This is a genomic window from Afipia sp. GAS231, from assembly GCF_900103365.1.
In the GTDB taxonomy this organism is placed as follows: domain Bacteria; phylum Pseudomonadota; class Alphaproteobacteria; order Rhizobiales; family Xanthobacteraceae; genus Bradyrhizobium.
This window is the reverse complement of sequence record NZ_LT629703.1, coordinates 3,591,509-3,610,185: the sequence shown is the minus strand read 5'-3', so window position 1 is coordinate 3,610,185 and position 18,677 is coordinate 3,591,509. Positions and strand designations below refer to the sequence as shown.

The 18,677-nt window shown below is 63.6% G+C and carries 18 protein-coding genes; 7 read left to right on the top strand and 11 right to left on the bottom strand.

Annotated features, from left to right (window positions below):
- The first annotated feature begins 50 nt into the window (after positions 1-50).
- Positions 51-1,214 (top strand): CaiB/BaiF CoA-transferase family protein, encoded by a 1,164-nt coding sequence (locus tag BLS26_RS17040; RefSeq protein ID WP_092512974.1) that lies wholly within the window; start codon positions 51-53, stop codon positions 1,212-1,214.
- Positions 1,215-1,221: 7 nt separating this feature from the next.
- The gene (locus BLS26_RS17035; protein WP_092512972.1) at positions 1,222-2,169 is read left to right on the top strand and encodes a hydroxymethylglutaryl-CoA lyase; all 948 of its coding nucleotides are present in this window, start codon (positions 1,222-1,224) and stop codon (positions 2,167-2,169) included.
- Between the two features lie 118 nt (positions 2,170-2,287).
- On the opposite strand, the gene BLS26_RS17030 is transcribed toward BLS26_RS17035, so the two are convergent.
- Positions 2,288-4,705, bottom strand: coding sequence for a heavy metal translocating P-type ATPase (locus BLS26_RS17030; RefSeq protein WP_092512970.1), 2,418 nt, complete (start codon positions 4,703-4,705; stop codon positions 2,288-2,290).
- 49 nt (positions 4,706-4,754) lie between these two features.
- Here BLS26_RS17030 and BLS26_RS17025 point away from each other — a divergent pair, with 49 nt between their 5' ends.
- Complete coding sequence (locus BLS26_RS17025; protein ID WP_074272141.1) at positions 4,755-5,030, top strand: metal-sensitive transcriptional regulator; 276 nt, start codon at positions 4,755-4,757, stop codon at positions 5,028-5,030.
- Positions 5,031-5,203: 173 nt separating this feature from the next.
- Here the strand turns inward: BLS26_RS17025 and BLS26_RS17020 are convergent, their stop codons facing one another.
- Positions 5,204-6,121 carry a YiiX/YebB-like N1pC/P60 family cysteine hydrolase gene (locus tag BLS26_RS17020; RefSeq protein ID WP_092512968.1) on the bottom strand — a complete coding sequence of 306 codons (918 nt, stop codon included), beginning with the start codon at positions 6,119-6,121 and terminating at the stop codon, positions 5,204-5,206.
- 202 nt (positions 6,122-6,323) lie between these two features.
- On the opposite strand from BLS26_RS17020, the gene BLS26_RS17015 reads away from it, so the two are divergent.
- A complete protein-coding gene (locus BLS26_RS17015) occupies positions 6,324-7,745 on the top strand; it encodes an NAD(P)/FAD-dependent oxidoreductase (protein ID WP_092512966.1) in 1,422 nt (473 codons plus the stop codon).
- A 279-nt stretch (positions 7,746-8,024) separates the two neighbouring features.
- On the opposite strand, the gene BLS26_RS17010 is transcribed toward BLS26_RS17015, so the two are convergent.
- The 7 genes from BLS26_RS17010 to rpmI form a co-directional block, all read right to left on the bottom strand.
- Positions 8,025-8,969: an MBL fold metallo-hydrolase gene (locus BLS26_RS17010; protein ID WP_092512964.1), complete on the bottom strand. Its 945-nt coding sequence runs from the start codon at positions 8,967-8,969 to the stop codon at positions 8,025-8,027.
- A 37-nt stretch (positions 8,970-9,006) separates the two neighbouring features.
- Positions 9,007-9,783, bottom strand: coding sequence for a sulfite exporter TauE/SafE family protein (locus tag BLS26_RS17005; protein ID WP_092512962.1), 777 nt, complete (start codon positions 9,781-9,783; stop codon positions 9,007-9,009).
- Positions 9,784-9,850: 67 nt separating this feature from the next.
- A complete protein-coding gene (gene pheT / locus BLS26_RS17000) occupies positions 9,851-12,259 on the bottom strand; it encodes a phenylalanine--tRNA ligase subunit beta (RefSeq protein ID WP_092512960.1) in 2,409 nt (802 codons plus the stop codon).
- Positions 12,260-12,389: 130 nt separating this feature from the next.
- Positions 12,390-12,794 carry an ASCH domain-containing protein gene (locus tag BLS26_RS16995; RefSeq protein ID WP_092512958.1) on the bottom strand — a complete coding sequence of 135 codons (405 nt, stop codon included), beginning with the start codon at positions 12,792-12,794 and terminating at the stop codon, positions 12,390-12,392.
- Positions 12,791-13,873, bottom strand: coding sequence for a phenylalanine--tRNA ligase subunit alpha (gene pheS / locus BLS26_RS16990; RefSeq protein ID WP_092512956.1), 1,083 nt, complete (start codon positions 13,871-13,873; stop codon positions 12,791-12,793). The genes BLS26_RS16995 and pheS overlap by 4 nt, the downstream gene beginning before the upstream one ends.
- A gap of 174 nt (positions 13,874-14,047) precedes the next feature.
- Entirely contained in the window at positions 14,048-14,407 is a 360-nt protein-coding gene (gene rplT / locus BLS26_RS16985) for a 50S ribosomal protein L20 (protein ID WP_092512954.1), read from the bottom strand.
- 78 nt (positions 14,408-14,485) lie between these two features.
- Entirely contained in the window at positions 14,486-14,686 is a 201-nt protein-coding gene (gene rpmI, locus BLS26_RS16980; protein WP_027540021.1) for a 50S ribosomal protein L35, read from the bottom strand.
- Between the two features lie 261 nt (positions 14,687-14,947).
- Here rpmI and BLS26_RS16975 point away from each other — a divergent pair, with 261 nt between their 5' ends.
- Positions 14,948-15,364, top strand: coding sequence for a hypothetical protein (locus tag BLS26_RS16975; protein ID WP_092518164.1), 417 nt, complete (start codon positions 14,948-14,950; stop codon positions 15,362-15,364).
- Positions 15,365-15,515: 151 nt separating this feature from the next.
- Here the strand turns inward: BLS26_RS16975 and infC are convergent, their stop codons facing one another.
- The gene (gene infC, locus BLS26_RS16970) at positions 15,516-16,055 is read right to left on the bottom strand and encodes a translation initiation factor IF-3 (protein WP_091977533.1); all 540 of its coding nucleotides are present in this window, start codon (positions 16,053-16,055) and stop codon (positions 15,516-15,518) included.
- Positions 16,056-16,281: 226 nt separating this feature from the next.
- Here infC and BLS26_RS16965 point away from each other — a divergent pair, with 226 nt between their 5' ends.
- Positions 16,282-17,118, top strand: a complete 837-nt coding sequence (locus BLS26_RS16965) for a carboxylesterase (RefSeq protein WP_092518157.1) — start codon at positions 16,282-16,284, stop codon at positions 17,116-17,118.
- Positions 17,119-17,262: 144 nt separating this feature from the next.
- Positions 17,263-17,733, top strand: coding sequence for a nuclear transport factor 2 family protein (locus BLS26_RS16960; RefSeq protein WP_092512952.1), 471 nt, complete (start codon positions 17,263-17,265; stop codon positions 17,731-17,733).
- Between the two features lie 132 nt (positions 17,734-17,865).
- Here BLS26_RS16960 and BLS26_RS16955 read toward each other — a convergent pair whose 3' ends face one another.
- Positions 17,866-18,663: an acyl-CoA thioesterase domain-containing protein gene (locus tag BLS26_RS16955; protein ID WP_092512950.1), complete on the bottom strand. Its 798-nt coding sequence runs from the start codon at positions 18,661-18,663 to the stop codon at positions 17,866-17,868.
- Positions 18,664-18,677: the final 14 nt, after the last annotated feature.

The following is an 18,677-nucleotide window of genomic DNA, read 5'->3' as shown; positions in this document are numbered from 1 at the left end:
GAAGCCTTAAGCGTAATGGCCAACGAGCCAATCGGGACGGGAGATGCGCGATGACCGGGACGGGACTGCCGCTGGAGGGGGTGCGGGTCGTCGAAATGACCCATATGGTGATGGGCCCGACCTGCGGCATGGTTCTGGCGCAGCTGGGTGCCGAGATCATCAAGGTCGAGCCGCCGGACGGCGACAAGACCCGCTCGCTCGGCGGCATGGGGACCTCATTCTTCCCGCTGTTCAATCGCGGCAAGCGCAGCATCGTGCTCGATTTCGCCAAGGCCGAAGACCGCGAGACCATGGACCGGCTGCTCGCCAGCGCTGACGTATTCCTGGAAAACTTTCGCGACGGCCAACTCGACAAACAGGGGCTCGGCCCCGAAGAATTGCGCCGCAAGCATCCGCATCTGATCGTGGCCGGCCACAAAGGCTTTCTGTCCGGTCCCTATGAGCATCGCCCGGCGCTCGACGAAGTCGTGCAGATGATGTCGGGCCTCGCCGCCATGACGGGGACGCGCGACAAGCCGCAGCGAGTCGGCTCGTCCGCCAATGACATCATGGGTGGCATGTTCGGCGCGATCTCGATCCTGGCCGCGCTGTATCAGAAGCGCGGCGGCAAAAAGGACGGCGTCGACATCCGCATCGGGCTGTTCGAAAACTGCCTGTTCCTGGTTGCCCAGCACATGGTCGAATATGAAATGACCGGCAACAGACCGCGCTCGATGCCGGAGCGCGAGCATGCATGGCCGATCTACGATATTTTCGACACTGCCGAAGGCGACCGCATTTTCATCGGCGTGGTCACCGAGGGCCATTGGGCGATTTTCTGCAGGGAGTTCGGGCTTAAGGAGTTTTCCGAGGACCCGACCTTGACCAACACCACGGAACGGATTCTGGCGCGCGGGCGGATCATTCCGCGCGTCGCCGAAGTGGTGCGGCAATGGAAGATGGCCGACCTCTCGGCCAAGCTCGATGAGCTGAACATCTGCTTCTCGCCGATCAACCGGCCCGAGGATTTGCTGACGGATCCGCATGTGCTGCGCCCTGGCGGACTGGTGCAGAATTTCAACGCCAATGGCGCGCCGTTCCGTGTTCCCGCGTTGCCGATCGAATGGAACGGCGGCAATATCGGCGAAGGGCTGAAGGTGCCGGTGCTGGGCGCCGACACCGATGCTGTTCGCGCCGAACTCGACAAGCTTTCCTCAACCGACAACGCTGCGTGAGGCCATCATGACCCGTCTTCAAGATGTCTATCCCGAGAACAAGATCATCCTGCGCGAAGTGGGCCTGCGCGACGGCCTGCAACTGGTGAAGTCGTTTCCGTCCACATCAGCCAAGCAGCGCTGGATCCGCGAGGAATATGCCGCGGGCGTGCGGCATTTCGAGGTTGGCTCGTTCCTGCCCGCCAAAACCTTTCCGCAGTTCGTCGACGTGCGCGACATCATCCAGACTGTCGGATCGCTGCCCGGCGCCTACGGCATCGCGCTGGCGCTAAACGAGCGCGGCGTCAACGAGGCGCTGGCCTCTGGCGTTGCCGAAGTCGCGACCGTGGTCTCGGCGACTGAAGAGCACAGCCAGGCCAACGCCAACCGCACGCGCGAATCGGCGATCGCCAACGTCAAGCGTCTGTGCGAACTGCGCGACGCCACCGAACACAAGCCTGTTGTCAACGCCGCCATCTCGATGGCTCTGGGCTGTTCGATCGTCGGCGCGGTTGACCCGAAGGAAGTGTTGCGGATCACCGAAAAGCTGTTCGAGGCCGGTGTCGACATGGTCGCGATCGCCGACACCGTCGGCTATGCCGGGCCCAAGCAAGTGGGTGAACTGACCGCCGGCGCGGTGAAGATTGCGGGCTCGAAGCCGATCTGCATTCACCTGCACGACACCCGCGGCATGGGCATCGCCAATGCATCTGCCGCGCTCGATGCCGGCGCCCGCGTGCTCGACGGTTCACTCGGCGGCCTCGGCGGCTGCCCGTTCGCGCCGGGCGCGACCGGCAATGTCGTGTTCGAGGATCTCGCGTTCCTGTGCGAGAGCAAGGGTTTCAAGACCGGTATCGATATCGAGAAACTGGTCGCGGTGCGGTCGATCCTGAAAGCGGAAATGCCGGGCGAAGCGCTTTATGGCGGCATGGCCCGCGCCGGCCTGCCGCGCGGGACAGCAGCGAAGGCGGCTTGATCGCTCCCTTTGGTCATGGCCGGGCTTGACCCGGCCATCCACGTCTTCCTTATCGTGGATGCGGCAAAAAGACGTGGATGCCCGGGTCAAGCCCGGGCATGACGGAGTTTGTTTTGATCTACAGCTCCGTCACCCGTAACCGCAACGCGTTCCCGACCACACTCACCGACGACAGCGCCATCGCCGCCGCCGCAATGATCGGCGACAGCAGCAAGCCAAACGCGGGATAGAGGATGCCGGCGGCGATCGGAATCCCGGCTGCGTTGTAGATGAACGCGAAGAACAGGTTCTGGCGGATATTGCGCATCGTCGCCTGCGACAGTTTTCGCGCGCGGACGATGCCACCGAGATCGCCGCTGAGCAGCGTGATCCCAGCACTTTCCATCGCCACGTCAGTGCCGGTGCCCATGGCAATGCCGACTTCGGCGGCGGCCAGCGCCGGTGCGTCATTGACGCCGTCGCCGGCCATCGCGACGATCCGCCCGCTCTTTTGCAGCTTGGTCACGACCGCGCTCTTCTGGTCGGGCAGCACTTCGGCCTCGACATCGCTAATTCCAAGCGTCCGTGCCACCGCATCGGCGGTGGTCTTGTTGTCGCCGGTCAGCATGATGACCTTGATACCTTCGGCTGCCAGTGCCTTCAGCGCATCCCGTGTCGACACCTTGATCGGATCGGCGATCGCGAACAGCGCAGCCAGTTCGCCGTCGATGGCGACGTTGATGACGGTGGCGCCGTCTCTGCGCATCAGCTCGCTCTGGGCTTGCAACGAACTGGTATCGATGCCGAGTGAGGCGAGGTAATTCGCATTGCCCAGCACGACGGTTTTGCCGTCGACCTTGCCGGTCGCACCCTTGCCGGTCGGCGAGTCAAACTCCTCGACCGTGCCCAATTCAAGATTTCGTTCTTTCGCCGCCTGCACGATCGCGTCGGCCAGCGGATGTTCGCTGGCGCGTTCCACGCTGGCCGCGAATCTTACGACATCGGCGACCTCGAAGTCATCGGTCGTCACCACGCTGACGACTTTTGGTTTTCCTTCGGTCAGAGTACCCGTCTTGTCGACCACCAAGGTGTCGATCTTCTCCATGCGCTCGAGCGATTCGGCATTCTTGATCAGGACGCCGGCATGCGCGCCGCGGCCGACGCCGACCATGATCGACATCGGCGTGGCGAGACCGAGCGCGCATGGGCAGGCGATGATCAGCACGCTGACAGCCGCGACCAGGCCATACGCCATGCGCGGCTCCGGCCCAAAATATGCCCATGCAGCAAACGCCAGCAACGCTACCGCAATCACGGCAGGCACGAACCAGCCGGCAACCTGATCGGCGAGCCGCTGAATCGGCGCGCGCGAGCGCTGCGCATCCGCGACCATCTGCACGATCTGCGATAGCAGCGTGTCGCGGCCGACCTTGTCGGCACGCATCACGAATCCGCCGGACTGGTTCAGCGTGCCTGCGATGACCTTGTCGCCGCTCTCCTTGGTGACCGGCATCGATTCGCCCGTGACCAGCGATTCGTCGAGCGCGGAGCGGCCTTCGAGGATGACGCCGTCGACCGGCACCTTTTCGCCCGGCCGCACGCGCAGGCGGTCGCCGACCGCGAGGCTGTCGATCTCGACCTCGTGGTCGGCGCCATCGTCGCCGACGCGACGCGCGGTTTTCGGCGCAAGCTGCAGCAACGCTTTGATCGCGCCCGACGTCGCGTCGCGGGCGCGCAATTCCAGCACCTGGCCGAGCAGCACGAGCACGGTAATGACCGCAGCCGATTCGAAATAGACCGCGACCGCGCCGCCATGGCCGCGAAACGTCTCTGGAAAAATTCCGGGCGCGACCGTCGCCACCACGCTGTAGAGATAGGCCACGCCGGTACCAACAGCGATCAGCGTGAACATGTTGAGATTTCGCGTCACCAGCGATTGCCAGCCGCGCACGAAGAACGGCCAGCCGGCCCACAGCACCACCGGCGTCGCGAACGCGAACTGGATCCAGTTCGACAGCGCAGGCTCGATGAGGCCATGGCCGCCAATGAGGTGCCCGCCCATCTCCAGGATCATCGGCGGTAACGCGAGCACGAGACCGATCCAGAACCGGCGCGTCATGTCAGCGAGTTCGGGGTTGGGGCCGTCGTCGAGGCTCGCGACCTCCGGCTCCAGCGCCATGCCGCAGATCGGGCAGCTTCCGGGCCCGACCTGACGGATCTCGGGGTGCATCGGGCAGGTATAGATCGCGCCTTCGGGCACGGGCGCCTGCGGGGTGCTGTCCTTCTCGAGATATTTTTGCGGGTCGGCCGCAAACTTGGTGCGGCAGCCGGCCGAGCAGAAATGGAAGGTCTCGCCGCGATCGTCGAAGCGGTGCTTGCTCGTCGCCGGATTGACCTTCATCCCGCAGACGGGGTCGAGCACGCGGACGGTATCGTCCGTCTGGGGGCCGTTGTCGGCATGATTGACGTGATGGTCGTGGCCGGAATGATCATGCCCGCCACAGCAGGTGGATTTTCCCGCGCCGCCGTCATGGTCGCCGTGTTCGGCTTTTGTCATCAACGTCTCCGGCCTTGAAACCTATACCCTATGGGGGTATATAGGCTGCATGCGAAAAGACATCAAGGCATCCTGTCAGAAACGTCTCAGCCGGATCGAGGGCCAGGTTCGCGGGCTTTCGAAGATGGTCGACGAGGACCGCTACTGCATCGATATCGTGACCCAGATATCGGCGGTGCGGGCGGCGCTGCGGCGTGTCGAGGAGGAAGTGCTGCGCGATCACGTCTCGCATTGCGTCGAACACGCCATCACCAGTGGCAACAAGACCGATCAACGCGAGAAGATCGCGGAGCTGATGGCCGTGATCGGCCGCTCCGACAGGTAATCAGTCGTGTGGGGATGCTTGCGCTGCCGCTCCTGGTGCGGCTGACATTGGCGGCGAGGTTTTGACGAAACCGTAGGGTGGGCAAAGGCGCTCTTGCGCCGTGCCCACCATTTATCCTGCACTCGAATGAGGTGGTGGGCACGCTTCGCTTTGACCACCCTAGGAATTGCGCGCTAAGCCGCCAGCCCCGGTGCCTTCGTGCGCAGACGGGCGCGGCGTTCAACGGCGGCAGGAGTTACTTCCGCAGCCGGAAGCGGCGCCGCTTCGTCAATTTCTTCAGGAACAAGCGGCGGCGACTCGCTCGATGGAAACACCCCGAATTCGCCGGCTACCTCCGGGAGCGGCTTCTGCTTGTCGGCCCAATGCAGGGCGGTGTAGTCGAAGCCGTGCACGATGGTGGGTTTGACGATTTCGAAATAGGGCGAGATGTCGAAGTCGCGGGGCATGTAGAGCGAGGAATCGCGGATATGCAGGATCTCGCGCCGGGCCTTCCTCGAGGCCGCACGAGTGATCTTGGGCAGGATCGGGTAGCGCACGGCGTCGAACGCCTGCGCGATCAGCGCCGAGCAGATGATCTTGGTCGGATCGCCGGAACCGAAGGCGATCATGCGGCGACGCCAGCGCTGCGGCACCGGCAGCGGGATCAGAAAGCGCATCAGGTCGACAATGTTCTTGGTGTCGTAGCCGAAGCCGATCCGGTTGATGGCGTAGCGGCATACCGTGGTGCGGTCTTCGTAGGACAGTCCGACCGGACGGCAGACGCGGGTGTGATAGGGATAATATTTCGACAGCGGCGCCGAAGTCACGCCTTCGCCGATATTGGCCTCGATCAGGACATGCGGCTCGCCGTCGGGCTCGGTCGCGCCGTCGATGGGCCCGACAAAGAGGGCGGCATGCGACCAGGTCGATTGCGTGAGGTATTTGATGATGCCGGAAATCCGGTTGTTGCCTTCGACCAGCAGTACGTCGCCGGATTCGATGACCCCGCGCAGATGTTCGGGATCGCTGGGCGTGAATGGCTCATAGCCCGGGACTTCCTTCTGAAGGTACCCCGCAATCAACTGGCCGATGGTATCGAGCATTACGCCCATCAAATTCTCCCAGAGCGGCTTGTTCGTCCGCCTTTTTTTGTTCCCTTAGCATGGTCCGAAGCCGTTTCAATTTAGTTCATGCGTGAATCGGATCAATCATGATTGATTTACCATGAGTGTTGCTGCCCACCGTGAGATGCGGCACAGTTCGCTAGCTGTTCTCATTTCGCTCGATTTCCTGCAAGTCTCCGGAAACCATGACATGACAATGACCCGCCGCAATTTCCTGTCGGCGTCCGCGGCTCTCGCGGTCACCCCGGTTTTTACGGGGCGGGGTGCGGCCGCGCCGTTGCCGCGCGAAGCCGACATTGTCGTGATCGGCGCGGGCGCGGCCGGCATTGCTGCGGCGCGGCGGATCATGGCGGCGAACCGCAAGGTGATCGTGGTCGAGGCGGCAAGCCAGATCGGTGGCCGCTGCCAGACCGATAGTACGAGTTTCGACGTGCCGTTCGACCGCGGCGCGCGCTGGATGCACAACCCCGACACCAATCCGATGATCAGGCTGGCGCGCGCCGCCGGTCTTGAAATCACCACCGCGCCGTCGGGCCAGAAGATCCGCATCGGCCGCCGCTACGCCCGCCCGGGCGAGACCGAGGAATTTCTGGCAGCGCTCGTGCGCGCCAACCGCGCCATCGACGAAGCCTCGCGCAAAGGCGACGTTGCCTGCGCCTCCGTGCTGCCAAAGGATCTTGGCGACTGGGCCGGTACCGCGGAGTTCGTGCTCGGCGCCAACTTTTCCGGCAAGGACCTCAAGGACGTCTCCGTCGGTGACAAAGCCCGCGCACAGGATCGCAACACCGCGATCGCCTGCCGTCAGGGGCTCGGCACCCTGGTCGCCAAGCTCGGCGAGCAGGTGCCGCTGTCGCTGTCGACCCCGGCCAGCCGCATCGCGTGGGGCAGCCGTGACGTCACGGTGGAAACACCTTCCGGCAAGATCGCCGCACGCGCCGCCATCATCACGGTGTCGAGCAACGTGCTGGCGGCGGGCAACATCAAATTCAATCCCGATATTCCCAAGCGCACGCTCGATGCCGCGGCGAAGTTGAGCCTCGGCAGCTACGACCGGATCGCGCTGCAGATGCCCGGCAATCCGCTCGGCCTCGCCCGCGACGACGTCGTCATCGAACAAAGCAATTCGACCAGAACCGCGCTGATGTTTGCCAATATGGGCGGTTCGTCGCTGTGTTCGATCGATGTCGCCGGATCGTTCGGCCGTGACCTTTCCGCGCAGGGCGAAGCGGCGATGGTTGCGTTTGCGACTGAGTGGCTCGGCAAACTGTTCGGCAGCGATGCCGCGGCGGCGGTGAAGAAATCGAGCGCGACGCGCTGGAATGCCGCGCCGTTCGCGCTCGGCGCGATGTCGGTGGCGGGACCCGGCGGACAGGCGTCGCGAAAGGTCCTGACCGAGCCGATCGGCTGCATGTATCTCGCCGGCGAGGCCACCCACGAAACGCTGTGGGGAACGATCGACGGCGCCTGGGAAAGCGGCGAGCGTGCCGCCGAAGCCGCATTGCGCCGGATCGGTGCGTTGAAGGATGCCGAACCGGTAGCGCCGGTGCGCGCGCAGCGGCCGCAACGGCGCGCGCCGGCGCGGCAGGCGGCACCGTTTTCGCCGATCAATTGATGTGTAGCGACATCCGCGCTGCGCTCCCTCTCCCGCTTGCGGGGGAGGGTTGGGGTGGGGGTGCCTCCACATCGGGACTGCCTGCTTAGAGAGCCTCCACCCGCAAACGGGAGAGGCGAAGTCAGAGCTACCGCAGCGCACCGGCGCGTTAGAGGTGGTGGGGATGCTGACGACGGTGACCGGGACGTCCAGCCGGGTGTCGATCCACGGCGTGCGGCGACGGGAATACGTAACCCCACGTCGTTCCTGTCTTCGTAAGGGCGGCGATGCCGTTGAAGCTCACAACGGCAGTTTCAGCTCCATCAGATCCCGCGCGACAATGATGCGGCCTTTGAAGGCCTTCTTGGCCTCGTTGCGCCAGTCCTCGTCCGTGACGTCGAGTTCGCCGGGGACCAGATGGCTCATCACCAGCACCTTGACCCCTGCTGCGTCGGCGATGCGGCCGACATCCTCGGGCGCGGTGTGGCTCTCCAGCAGGTGCTTCTTCAGCGTGGCGCCGTTCTTGACCCTGGTCACCAGACGATCGACCCAGGGGAGATAGATCGCTTCGTGCACCAGCACGTCGGCGCCTTTGGCGAATTCCGCAAGCTTCGGATTGTAGGAGGTGTCGCTGGAGAACACGATAACGCCGTCTGGCGTCTCGAACTTGTAGGCAAAGTTGTCCATGATCGGTGGATGCGGGGTCCGGAACGCCGTCACCTTTACGTCGGGCGTCTGCAGTACCACACCATCCTCGGTGATGTCTTTCGCGATCAGAAGCTTGCGCAGGTCGGGCCGGCCTTCGTCCTCGATCCGGGTCTCGATGTCGAATTTGTTCAGCTCCCAATAGGTCTTGGTCATGGCCTCGAGACCTTTGGGGCCGAACGAATGTATCGGCGTCGAGAGGCCGGTGGCCCAAGCGTTGTAAACCAGATTGCCGTATTCGAGGTTATGATCGGAATGGTGATGGCTAATGAAAATATACTTCACCGATTCCAGCGGCACGCCGGCGCTGGCGAGTTGGTGGCTAACCCCCATGCCGCAGTCGATCACGAATGGCGTTTCGTTCACCACTACCAGATTGGCTGGGTTGGAAGGCCCGACGCCGACGCGCGGGCCGCCCTTGGTGCCCAGGAACACCATTTTGGTACGCGGCTTCGCTTGCGTCTGTGCAAAGACGGCAGGTGCGGTCAGCGCAGCGACACTGCCCAGCGTCAGTTTCAGCGCGGTGCGGCGGTCGATCACAAGACTCTCCCTGGTTTCCTTTTTCGTTGAAGTCAGCCTAGCGTCCGCGCAGTATACCGTCCAGCGCGGGCAGTCCGATGAGGACGGCGGCGGCGATCAGGGCGTAACAGATCGCGCGAAATAGTTTTTCGCTGGCGCGGCCGAACAGCAAAGCGCCGAGCCCGACTCCGATGGCGTAGACCGGGCCGACGACCATCGAGAAGCGGATCGAGTCCATCGTGATCAGTCCGCTCAGCGCGTAGCTGATGAGCGAGAAGAAATCCGACGCCGCGAAGAACAGCACGATATTGGCGCGCTGAATCACGGAAGCGATCGGGCGGCCGAGCCAGTAGCCGACGATCGGCGGGCCGCCGGTTTGGGCAAGGCCGCTGCAAAAGCCGGAGAGCCCGCCGATACCGATCGAAATCGCCGCGTGATCCTTGCCGCGGTAGCGCCAGCTGGACAGCAACAACAGCAGCAAGGCAAGAACGAAGGCTGAAATGATCCAGCGCGTGGTGACCGGCTCGAGCCGGCTGAGCAACCAGGTTCCAATGGGGACGCCGACCAGTGCGCCAAGCGCCATGATCGCGGTCGCCTTGCGGTCGGCCTGCTTCCAGGCATTCGGGATCAGCGGCGCTGAGCCGATGAAATCGATGATCAAGAGCAGCGCCGCGACCAGCCGCGGAGCGGCGATCGAGCTTGCCAGCGGCATGAAAATCAGCGCTGAGCCGAAGCCGGAAAATCCGCGCGCGATGCCCGAGATGAGCGCGATCGCGCAGATCGCGATCGCCACGTTGAGGCTGACGTCGGTGGGGATCAGGCTGGTCAGATTCATGCTTTATATCTTGAGCATGATGTTATCCGAAAACCGCTTACACTTTTCGGCATCATGCTCGGCATGATCATGCCCGAAGCAGGCCGCCGGTCTTCTTCGTCACTTCGGCCACGACCTTCGCCGCCACTGCATCGATTTCCTGATCGGTCAGCGTCTTCTCGCGCGGCTGGATCGTGACGGCGATTGCGATCGACTTTTTACCGTCGTCGATGCCCTTGCCTTCGTAGACGTCGAACACGGTCACATCCGTGATCAGCTTCTTGTCGACGCCCTGCGCCGCGCGCACGATATCGCCGGCCTTGACGCTGCGATCGACGATGAACGCGAAGTCGCGCGACACCGGCTGGAAGGCGGAGAGGTCGAGCACCGGCTTGGCGCGGGTCGGCCGCTGCTTGGCGTCGGGAATACGATTTAGCGTCACCTCGAAGGCGATCAGCGGGCCATCTGCGCGAAGCGCCTCTAATGCGCGCGGGTGCAATTCGCCGAAATAGCCGAGCACGTTTTGCGGGCCGATCTGGATGGTGCCGGAACGACCGGGATGCAGCCATGAAGGCCCACCCGACACGATCTGCAGCGCCTGCATCGGCGCGCCGGCCGCTGCGAGCACCGCGAACGCGTCGGCCTTGGCATCGAGTGCGTCGGCCATGACCGCGCCGGACCAATGCCGTCCCATGCCTTTCGAGGACGCAAAACCATGCCGCACGCCTGAGGCCGCGACCATCTGGTCCTCGGGCTTGTCACCCTTGAATACCTGTCCGACTTCGAACAGCGCCACATCGGCGAAGCCGCGATTGACGTTGGCCTGCGCGGCCGCAACCAGGCCTGGCAGCAGGCTCGGCCGCATGTCGGACAAATCGGATGCGATCGGATTGGCCACCGCGAGTTCGGCCTGTCCGCCGCCGAACAATTCGGCCGCGGGTTTTGAAATGAACGACCACGTCACGGCCTCGACCATGCCGCGCGCGGCGAGTGCGCGCTTGGCGCGGCGGGTGCGGAGCTGGATCTGGGTCAGCACCGGCTTGCGCGGCGCGTCGCCACGCTCGAACGGGGTCATCGGCACCTTGTCGACGCCGACGATGCGCACGATTTCCTCGACGATATCGGCCTTGCCGCTGATGTCGGTGCGCCACGACGGCACCGCGATTTTCACCACCGGACCAGAGCCGGCGACCATGAAGCCGAGACGGCCCAGGATCAGTTTCACTTCCGGGAATGGCACCTCGATGCCGGCGAGCCGCTTGACCTCGGTCAGCGGAAACTCGATCACCCGATCCTCGCCAAACGCCTTGCCGACGACGACGTTCTCGGACGGCGTGCCGCCGCACATCTCCATCACCAGTTTGGTGGCCATCTCCAGCCCCGGCACCATGAAGGCCGGATCGATGCCGCGCTCGAAGCGATAACGTGCGTCCGAATTGATGCCGAGCTTGCGGCCGCTTTGGGCGATGTTGATCTCGTTCCACAGCGCGGATTCGATCAGCACGTCCGTGGTGTTCTCGTCGCAGCCGGAAGCCTCGCCGCCCATGATGCCGGCGAGCGATTCGACGCCGTGGTCGTCGGCGATGACGCAGACGCCGCTGTCGAGCGTGTAGGTGCGGCCGTCGAGCGCCAGCAGCGTCTCGCCGTCTTTGGCGCGTCGCACGGTGAGATTGCCCGTCACCTTTTTGGCGTCGAACACATGCAGCGGCCGGGCGCGGTCGTAGGTCATGAAGTTGGTGATATCGACCAGCGCGTTGATCGGGCGCAGCCCGATCGAGGTCAGGCGCTTCTGCAGCCACTCCGGCGAAGGTCCGTTCTTGACGCCGCGGACCAGCCGCAGCGCAAAGCCCGGACACAGCGTGGCGTCCTCGACCTTGACCTGCACCGGGCAGGGGAATTCACCCTTGATCGGTTTGATGCCGTGGTCTTTGAACTTGCCCATGTCGGCGGCGGAAAGATCGCGCGCGATGCCGTGCACGCCGGTGCAGTCCTGACGGTTGGGCGTCAGGTTGATTTCGAGCATGGGATCGCCGAGGCCGGCCCATTGCGCGTAACCAGCTCCGATCGGTGCATCGGCCGGCAGCTCCATGATGCCGTCATGGTCTTCGGAAATCTGCAACTCGGCCGCCGAGCACAGCATGCCGCGGCTTTCGACGCCTCGGATCGTGCCGACGCCAAGCGTGATGTTCTTGCCCGGAATGAAGGTGCCGGGCGGCGAGAACACGCTGACGAGACCGGCGCGCGCATTCGGCGCGCCGCACACCACCTGCACCGGCGCGCCGCCGTCGCCGGTATCGACCATGCAGACGCGCAAGCGATCCGCATTCGGATGCTGCTCGGCCGAGATGACGCGCGCGATCGAAAACGGCGAAAGCGCCTTGGCCTTGTCCTCGATATGCTCGACCTCGAGCCCGATCATGGTGAGCTTTTCGGCCAGCTTTTCCAGCGGCTCGTCGGTCTCGAGATGTTCCTTCAGCCAGGAGAGCGTGAATTTCATGACTGGCCTCGGATATTGCTGTTGTTCTCTTTGATACTTGCGCCGTCCTCACCATTCCCTCCGCCCTTGCAGGGGAGGGCTAGGGAGGGGGCTCTCTCCGCGTAAACAGTGCTGAGATGCGCCGCGCCGCTCATGACGCCTGCTCCGCAAAAACCTCGACCAGACGGAAACGTTCGCACATCAGCATCATGTCTTCGCTGAAGCGGCCCAGCCGTCCGAAATAGTTGCGATGCGCTTCGCGCCAGTAGCGGAGGCTGCGGTCGCCTTCGCCTTCTTCATAGGCAAAGGCGGCGTCGACTTCGTTGTAGCGGCGGTAGGTCACTTCGAGGGTTTCGATCACGCAGGCCGGCACGCCGCGTCCGTCGAGCACGATCCAGCATTCGCCCGGGGTCGACGTGTTGGGCTCGTCCTCGGTGGAACAGGTCGCCGTCTTCACTTCGCGAACGACAAGGTCGAGCAGTTCGTCGGCCAACGCCGGCCCGTCGCCGAACGCGAACGACCGCAGACCCTGATATTTCGCAGGGACGGCACTCACGTGCTCAGGCCTCCGGCCAAGGTCGGGACGTCGAGCGGCTTGAAGCCGTAATGCGCGAGCCAGCGCACGTCATTTTCGAACAACTGCCGCAGATCCGACATGCCATACTTGAGCATCGCGATGCGATCGATGCCCATGCCCCAGGCAAAGCCCTGATAGACATCGGGATCGATGCCGCAGGCGCGCAGCACGTTCGGGTGCACCATGCCGCAGCCGAGAATCTCCAGCCAGTCCTCGCCTTCGCCGAAGCGAATTTCGCCCTTGTCGCGGCGGCACTGGATGTCGACCTCGAGCGATGGCTCGGTGAACGGGAAGAACGACGGCCGGAACCGCATGTTGATGTGGTCGACCTCGAAGAACGCCTTGCAGAACTCGTGCAGGATCCATTTGAGATGGCCGAGATGCGAACCCTTGTCGATGACGAGGCCCTCGACCTGGTGAAACTGCGGCGTATGCGTCGCGTCGGAATCGATGCGATAGGTGCGGCCCGGGCAGATCACGCGGATCGGCGGCTTCTGGCTCAGCATCGTGCGCACCTGCACCGGCGAGGTGTGGGTGCGCAACAGCATCCGCGAACCGTCTTCCTTCGGATTGAAGAAGAAGGTGTCGTGCATTTCCCGCGCCGGATGGCCTTCGGGGAAATTCAGTTTGGTGAAATTGTAATCGTCGGTCTCGATATCCGGGCCTTCGGCGATGGCAAAACCCATGTCGGCGAAGATCGTGTTGACCTCTTCGAATACCTGGCTCAGCGGATGGATGCGTCCGGCTTCGGCCGGGGCTTCGCGCAGCGGCAGCGTGACGTCGATGGTCTCGGAAGCAAGCCGCGCATCGAGCGCCGCCGATTTCAGGATGTCGCGGCGCGCGGTCAGCGCTTCCGTCACTTTGTCCTTGGCGAGGTTGATCGCGGCACCCTGCGTCTTGCGTTCGTCCGGCGACATCTTGCCGAGCGTTGAGAGCAGCGCGGAGATCGAGCCTTTCTTGCCTAGCGCCGCAACGCGCACCGCTTCGAGCGCGGCCTCGTCGGAGGCTGCGACGATCTGGCTGAGAATGGTCTGTTCGAGTGTTGCAAGGTCGGTCATGGCAATCCCTTTTGACTAGGATGCTAAGCCGGCGCTCCTAGTCCGTCATGCCCGGGCTTGTCCCGGGCATCCACGTCTTACGGCGTTTGCGAGTGAGAAGACGTGGATGGCCGGGACAAGCCCGGCCATGACGACTCCAAAAGTTTCGCTTGTGCCCCAAAGGGAGCGCCGCCCTCAGGCCGCGAGCGCGGCCTTGGCCTTCTCGGCGATCGCCTGGAACGCCGCCGGTTCGGCAATAGCGAGATCCGACAGCACCTTGCGGTCGACCAGGATGCCCGACTTCGACAGCCCGTTGATAAACACGCTGTAGGTCATGCCGAACGGACGGACGGCCGCGTTGATGCGCTGGATCCAGAGCGCGCGGAAGGTGCGCTTCTTGCGCTTGCGATCGCGGAAGGCATATTGCCCGGCCTTCTCGACCGCGGCCTTGGCGGCGCGGATGGTGTTCTTGCGGCGGCCGCGGAAACCCTTGGCGGCCTTGTAGACTTTCTTGTGCCTGGCGTGAGAGGTCACACCGCGTTTGACGCGAGACATGACTGCTATCCTTGAATTTTAAATGGGTGACGGATCGCCGCGCGAACGCGGCTCGGCTAATTTGGACCGCGTGCGCGATCAGGCGTTCGGCAAGAAATACTTCTTGATGTTGTCGCCATCGGTCTTGAACAGCACGCGGGTGCCGCGGAGCTGACGAATCTGCTTCTTCGTCCGCTTGATCATGCCGTGGCGTTTACCGGCCTGGGCGGCCATTACTTTGCCAGTGGCAGTCACCTTGAAGCGCTTTTTAGCGCCCGACTTGGTCTTCAGCTTGGGCATTTGGCTCTCCTGTTGCCACAGAAAAACGCGCCCGAGGGGCGCTTTTGCGGCTTAAAATGCTCGTTAGAGCGTTGGAAGTGCTCAGGTTTTTCCGAAAACGAACAAACCCGCACGGGTCATCGACACGGCAGCCCTTAATCAGCCGGGCGATGAAGGCTGGGCTTATGGCAGAGGAAGCGGGAAATGGCAACGATGAACCGTCAAACGGTCTTCGTTGACAAAGGGCATGATGTCGTCAGCTCACCCTGGAACAGGACGAAAATGACCCATTCTGCTCAATCCCTTGCCCGATTTACCCGTTTATCCCACCGCGCTCTGCGCTGGCTGCCCGTTCTGGCCATTTTGGCCACGGCAGCGGTACCCGGTACCGCTGATGCGGCGGGAAGGCCAGGGGCCTATGATGGCACCTGGAACACCGTGTTCGCCACCACGCGCGGCAATTGCAGCTCCGGCTACAGCGTTCCCTTCACCGTCAACGGCAGCCGGGTTTCCTCGGCGGGCGGCGGCCGGGTCGCCGGATCGGTCAACCGCGGCGGCGCGGTTGCGGTCCAGGTATCGGTCGGCGCGTCCAGGGCGAGTGGCGGCGGCCGACTCGTCGGCAACAGCGGCGCGGGCTCCTGGAGCGGTGTCATCACCGGCGACCGCTGCAGCGGCACCTGGCAGGCGACGCGAAGCTAGAGCGAGGGAGCGCGGCCGGCTCTACTTTGCATGGGGTTGTTTTCGCAATTTTTGTCCGACCCTGTGTCCAGGCCTCGCGGCTACCAACCTGCACAACGAAAACGGCCCGCCAGATCATCTGACGGGCCGTCTGTCATCTCACAAATTCGAACTAGCGCGGCGCCAGTACCATCACGACCTGGCGGCCTTCGAAACGCGCATCCTGCTCGACCTTGGCGTATTCGGCGACGTCGGCCTTGACCTTGTCCAGGAGCTTGGTGCCGATCTCCTGGTGCGCCATTTCGCGGCCACGGTAGCGCAAGGTGATCTTGACCTTGTCGCCTTCCTCGAAGAACCGCTGCATCGCGCGCATCTTCACGTCGTAATCGTGATCGTCGATCATCGGCCGCAGCTTGATCTCCTTGATCTCGACGACCTTCTGCTTCTTGCGGGCTTCGGCGGCTTTCTTCTGCGCGGAATACTTGAACTTCCCGTAGTCCATGATCTTGCAAACGGGAGGATTATTGTTCGGCGAAATCTCGACAAGATCCATGCCCGCTTCAAGGGCCATCTTGACGGCAAGCACAGTCTCGACCGTTCCGTGGTTGAGGCCGGTCTGATCGATCAGCTGGATCTGCGCGTTGCGGATTTCATCATTGGTGCGCGGCCCGTCTTTGGTCGCGGCGGGCGGGGCTCTGTTGGGACGGCGAATGGGTAACTCTCCAAAGTTGTGAAGGAAGGCCTTATTTTGAAGCAATACGCGTTGACGAGCAAGCGAACTCGCTGTCTGCGCTAGAAAACCGTCAAATGCGAGGCATTTTGGTCACGCCGGGCAAATATAGCGCGACCGCATGATCCGCAAGGACGGTCCGATCCGGTCGACCGTTGACCGATCGGGCGTGCTCACGGACAAAGCAGCGGGCGAGAGCAGCGGAACCATGACCAATTCAGCGTTATCAGATCAGAAACCGGCCTTTATCGAGGTCGGCGAAGGCAACGGCCGCCGTCGAATCGCGGTACGTGCCCGTGCAGGCAATGCGCCCGGCAGCACAAGTGGTGCGCCCGGCAGCACAAGTCGTGCGCCGGGGCTGTTCTGGCTCGGCGGGTTCAATTCCGACATGCGGGGCACCAAGGCGCTCGCGCTCGACGAATGGGCCGCCAAAAGTGGCCGCGCCTGCGTCCGGTTCGATTATTCCGGCCACGGCGAATCCGGCGGCGCCTTCATCGACGGCACCATCGGGCGCTGGCTCGAAGAGAGCGTGGCGGTGTTCGAGCAGTTCTGCCGCGGGCCGCAGGTCGTGATCGGCTCGTCAATGGGCGGCTGGATGGCGCTGCTGCTGGCGCGCGCGATCGCCAAGCGCGCGGCGGCGGGTGCGTCGCTGGCCGGCCTGGTGCTGATCGCGCCGGCGCCGGATTTTACCGAACAATTGATGTGGAACGGCTTCTCGCCTGAGATCCGCGAAGAGATTTTGACCAAGGGCGTCTGGATGCGGCCGTCCGAATATGGTGACGGCACACCCTATCCGATCACGCGCGCGCTGATCGAGGAGGGCCGCAATCATCTGCTGCTCGGCAGCGCCATCGAGGTCGGATGTCCGGTGCGCATCCTGCAAGGCGCGCAGGACCCCGACGTGCCATGGCAGCACGCCTTTGCGCTGGCGCACCGGCTGCCGGCCGAGGACGTGGTGATGACCATGATCCAGGACGGCGACCATCGCCTGTCGCGGCCGCAGGACCTCGCGCGGATTCTCGCGGCGGTCGCGGAGATCGGGTGAGCTATCGCTACGCTTCCCGGTGTCATCGTCCGCGAAGGCGGACGATCCAGAACGCCGCGCCATATCGATTTATCTCGCGCTCTCTGGAATACTGGGTGCCCCGCCTTCGCGGGGCATGACAAGAATGGGTGAGGAGACACTGCCATGAACACCGCCACCATGCTCCGCGCCTTCTGCGATGCCGTCGAGCAGCGCAACGGCAAGGCGTTTGCGGAATTGTTCACGGAAGACGGCGTCTATCACGACGTGTTCTATGGCGCGTTCACAGGCCACGCCAAGATCGCCGAGATGATCGACGACTGGTTCTACCGCACCGCGACCGATTTTCGCTGGGACATGCATGCGCCGGTCAGCGACGGCCGCACGCTCTATGCGCGCTACACCTTCAGCTACCGCTCGACACTGCAGGAAGCGGAAGGCGCACGGGCGATGTTCGAGGGTGTCGCGATCATGCAGCTCCGCGACGGCAAGATCACCGAGTACCACGAGGTCGCTAACACCGCGCCAGCCTTCGTCGACATCAAGTTCGCGCCCGAGCGTATCGCGAAAATCATCGCCAGGCAGGGCGCCGCGCTGAAGGCGCGGCCGGAGATGAAGCGGCATCTGGTGGAGTGACGGGCGTTGCGTCCACGCACTCGTCATGGCCGGGCTTGACCCGGCCATCCACGTCTTGCTTCGACGTTACGAAGGACGTGGATGCCCGGGACAAGCCCGGGCATGACGAAGAAAATTTGCGGCGCGCGCAGCCTACGGCGGTGGCACGTCCGTCATCGGCTTCTTCTGCGCCAGTGCCGCGACCGTCGAAGTCCCGATCGGGCCTTTCTCGTCATAGAGCCAGCACTCGCCGATCGCGATGCCCTCGCTGGCGTGATGGTTCACGACGTCGAAACCGACCCATCGCGTCACCGGCAGCCGGTGCAGATACAGCGTGACGTCGCTGTTGATGTAGCCGAGGCCCTGGTCGCCGGCATTGGCAAACGGGCTCGCAAAATCCGCGCCGGTCGCGACATGGACGAATGGCGACATCGGCACGCCCTCGACCATCTCGCGGACCTCGCTCATCCACAGCCGCCGCGGCCCGAGCGAACCCATTTTCCCGACGATCGGCCGCGTGGTCCATTTGCCGTTCATGCCGAGCCGGGGGTCGGTCGGCGCTGTGATCGTGTCGGGCAACGGCGCGTCCCAGTTCGATGGCGACCAGACGTTCCCGGGCGCATTTTCCGTCCGGAGCAATAACTGACAGGAGGCGCGCGCCATGCTGGTGCCGCCGGAGAAAAACTCCGCCTCCACCACCCTGATGCGCTTGCCGCCGCGGATCAGCCTGGTGGTGACTTCCACCGGCGTCTGGATGTTCGGCAGCCGAAACATGTCGACCGTCAGCCGCGCCGGCACGAATTCCGCGGAGCCGTGCTGCTCCTCAATGACGTGGGCCAGCAGACCGATGACGACGCGACCATGCATCGAGTTCGGGTCCCACGGACCGTTCGAGACCGGATTGGGAATGAAGGTGTTTTCGCGCTTGGCGAAGAAGGGCTGATTTGTCATGGCCGGGGCACATG

Bases quoted from the DNA above. Each gene is read 5' to 3' on its own strand.
- BLS26_RS17020 (WP_092512968.1), bottom strand. From the start codon at position 6,121: ATGGGCGTAATGCTCGATACCATCGGCCAGTTGATTGCGGGGTACCTT.
- BLS26_RS16955 (WP_092512950.1), bottom strand. From the start codon at position 18,663: ATGACAAATCAGCCCTTCTTCGCCAAGCGCGAAAACACCTTCATTCCC.
- BLS26_RS17005 (WP_092512962.1), bottom strand. From the start codon at position 9,783: ATGAATCTGACCAGCCTGATCCCCACCGACGTCAGCCTCAACGTGGCG.
- BLS26_RS17040 (WP_092512974.1), top strand. From the start codon at position 51: ATGACCGGGACGGGACTGCCGCTGGAGGGGGTGCGGGTCGTCGAAATG.
- BLS26_RS17030 (WP_092512970.1), bottom strand. From the start codon at position 4,705: ATGACAAAAGCCGAACACGGCGACCATGACGGCGGCGCGGGAAAATCC.
- BLS26_RS17035 (WP_092512972.1), top strand. From the start codon at position 1,222: ATGACCCGTCTTCAAGATGTCTATCCCGAGAACAAGATCATCCTGCGC.
- BLS26_RS16975 (WP_092518164.1), top strand. From the start codon at position 14,948: ATGACCCATTCTGCTCAATCCCTTGCCCGATTTACCCGTTTATCCCAC.
- rpmI (WP_027540021.1), bottom strand. From the start codon at position 14,686: ATGCCCAAGCTGAAGACCAAGTCGGGCGCTAAAAAGCGCTTCAAGGTG.
- BLS26_RS16960 (WP_092512952.1), top strand. From the start codon at position 17,263: ATGAACACCGCCACCATGCTCCGCGCCTTCTGCGATGCCGTCGAGCAG.
- BLS26_RS17015 (WP_092512966.1), top strand. From the start codon at position 6,324: ATGACAATGACCCGCCGCAATTTCCTGTCGGCGTCCGCGGCTCTCGCG.
- pheS (WP_092512956.1), bottom strand. From the start codon at position 13,873: ATGACCGACCTTGCAACACTCGAACAGACCATTCTCAGCCAGATCGTC.
- BLS26_RS16965 (WP_092518157.1), top strand. From the start codon at position 16,282: ATGACCAATTCAGCGTTATCAGATCAGAAACCGGCCTTTATCGAGGTC.
- pheT (WP_092512960.1), bottom strand. From the start codon at position 12,259: ATGAAATTCACGCTCTCCTGGCTGAAGGAACATCTCGAGACCGACGAG.
- BLS26_RS17025 (WP_074272141.1), top strand. From the start codon at position 4,755: ATGCGAAAAGACATCAAGGCATCCTGTCAGAAACGTCTCAGCCGGATC.
- rplT (WP_092512954.1), bottom strand. From the start codon at position 14,407: ATGTCTCGCGTCAAACGCGGTGTGACCTCTCACGCCAGGCACAAGAAA.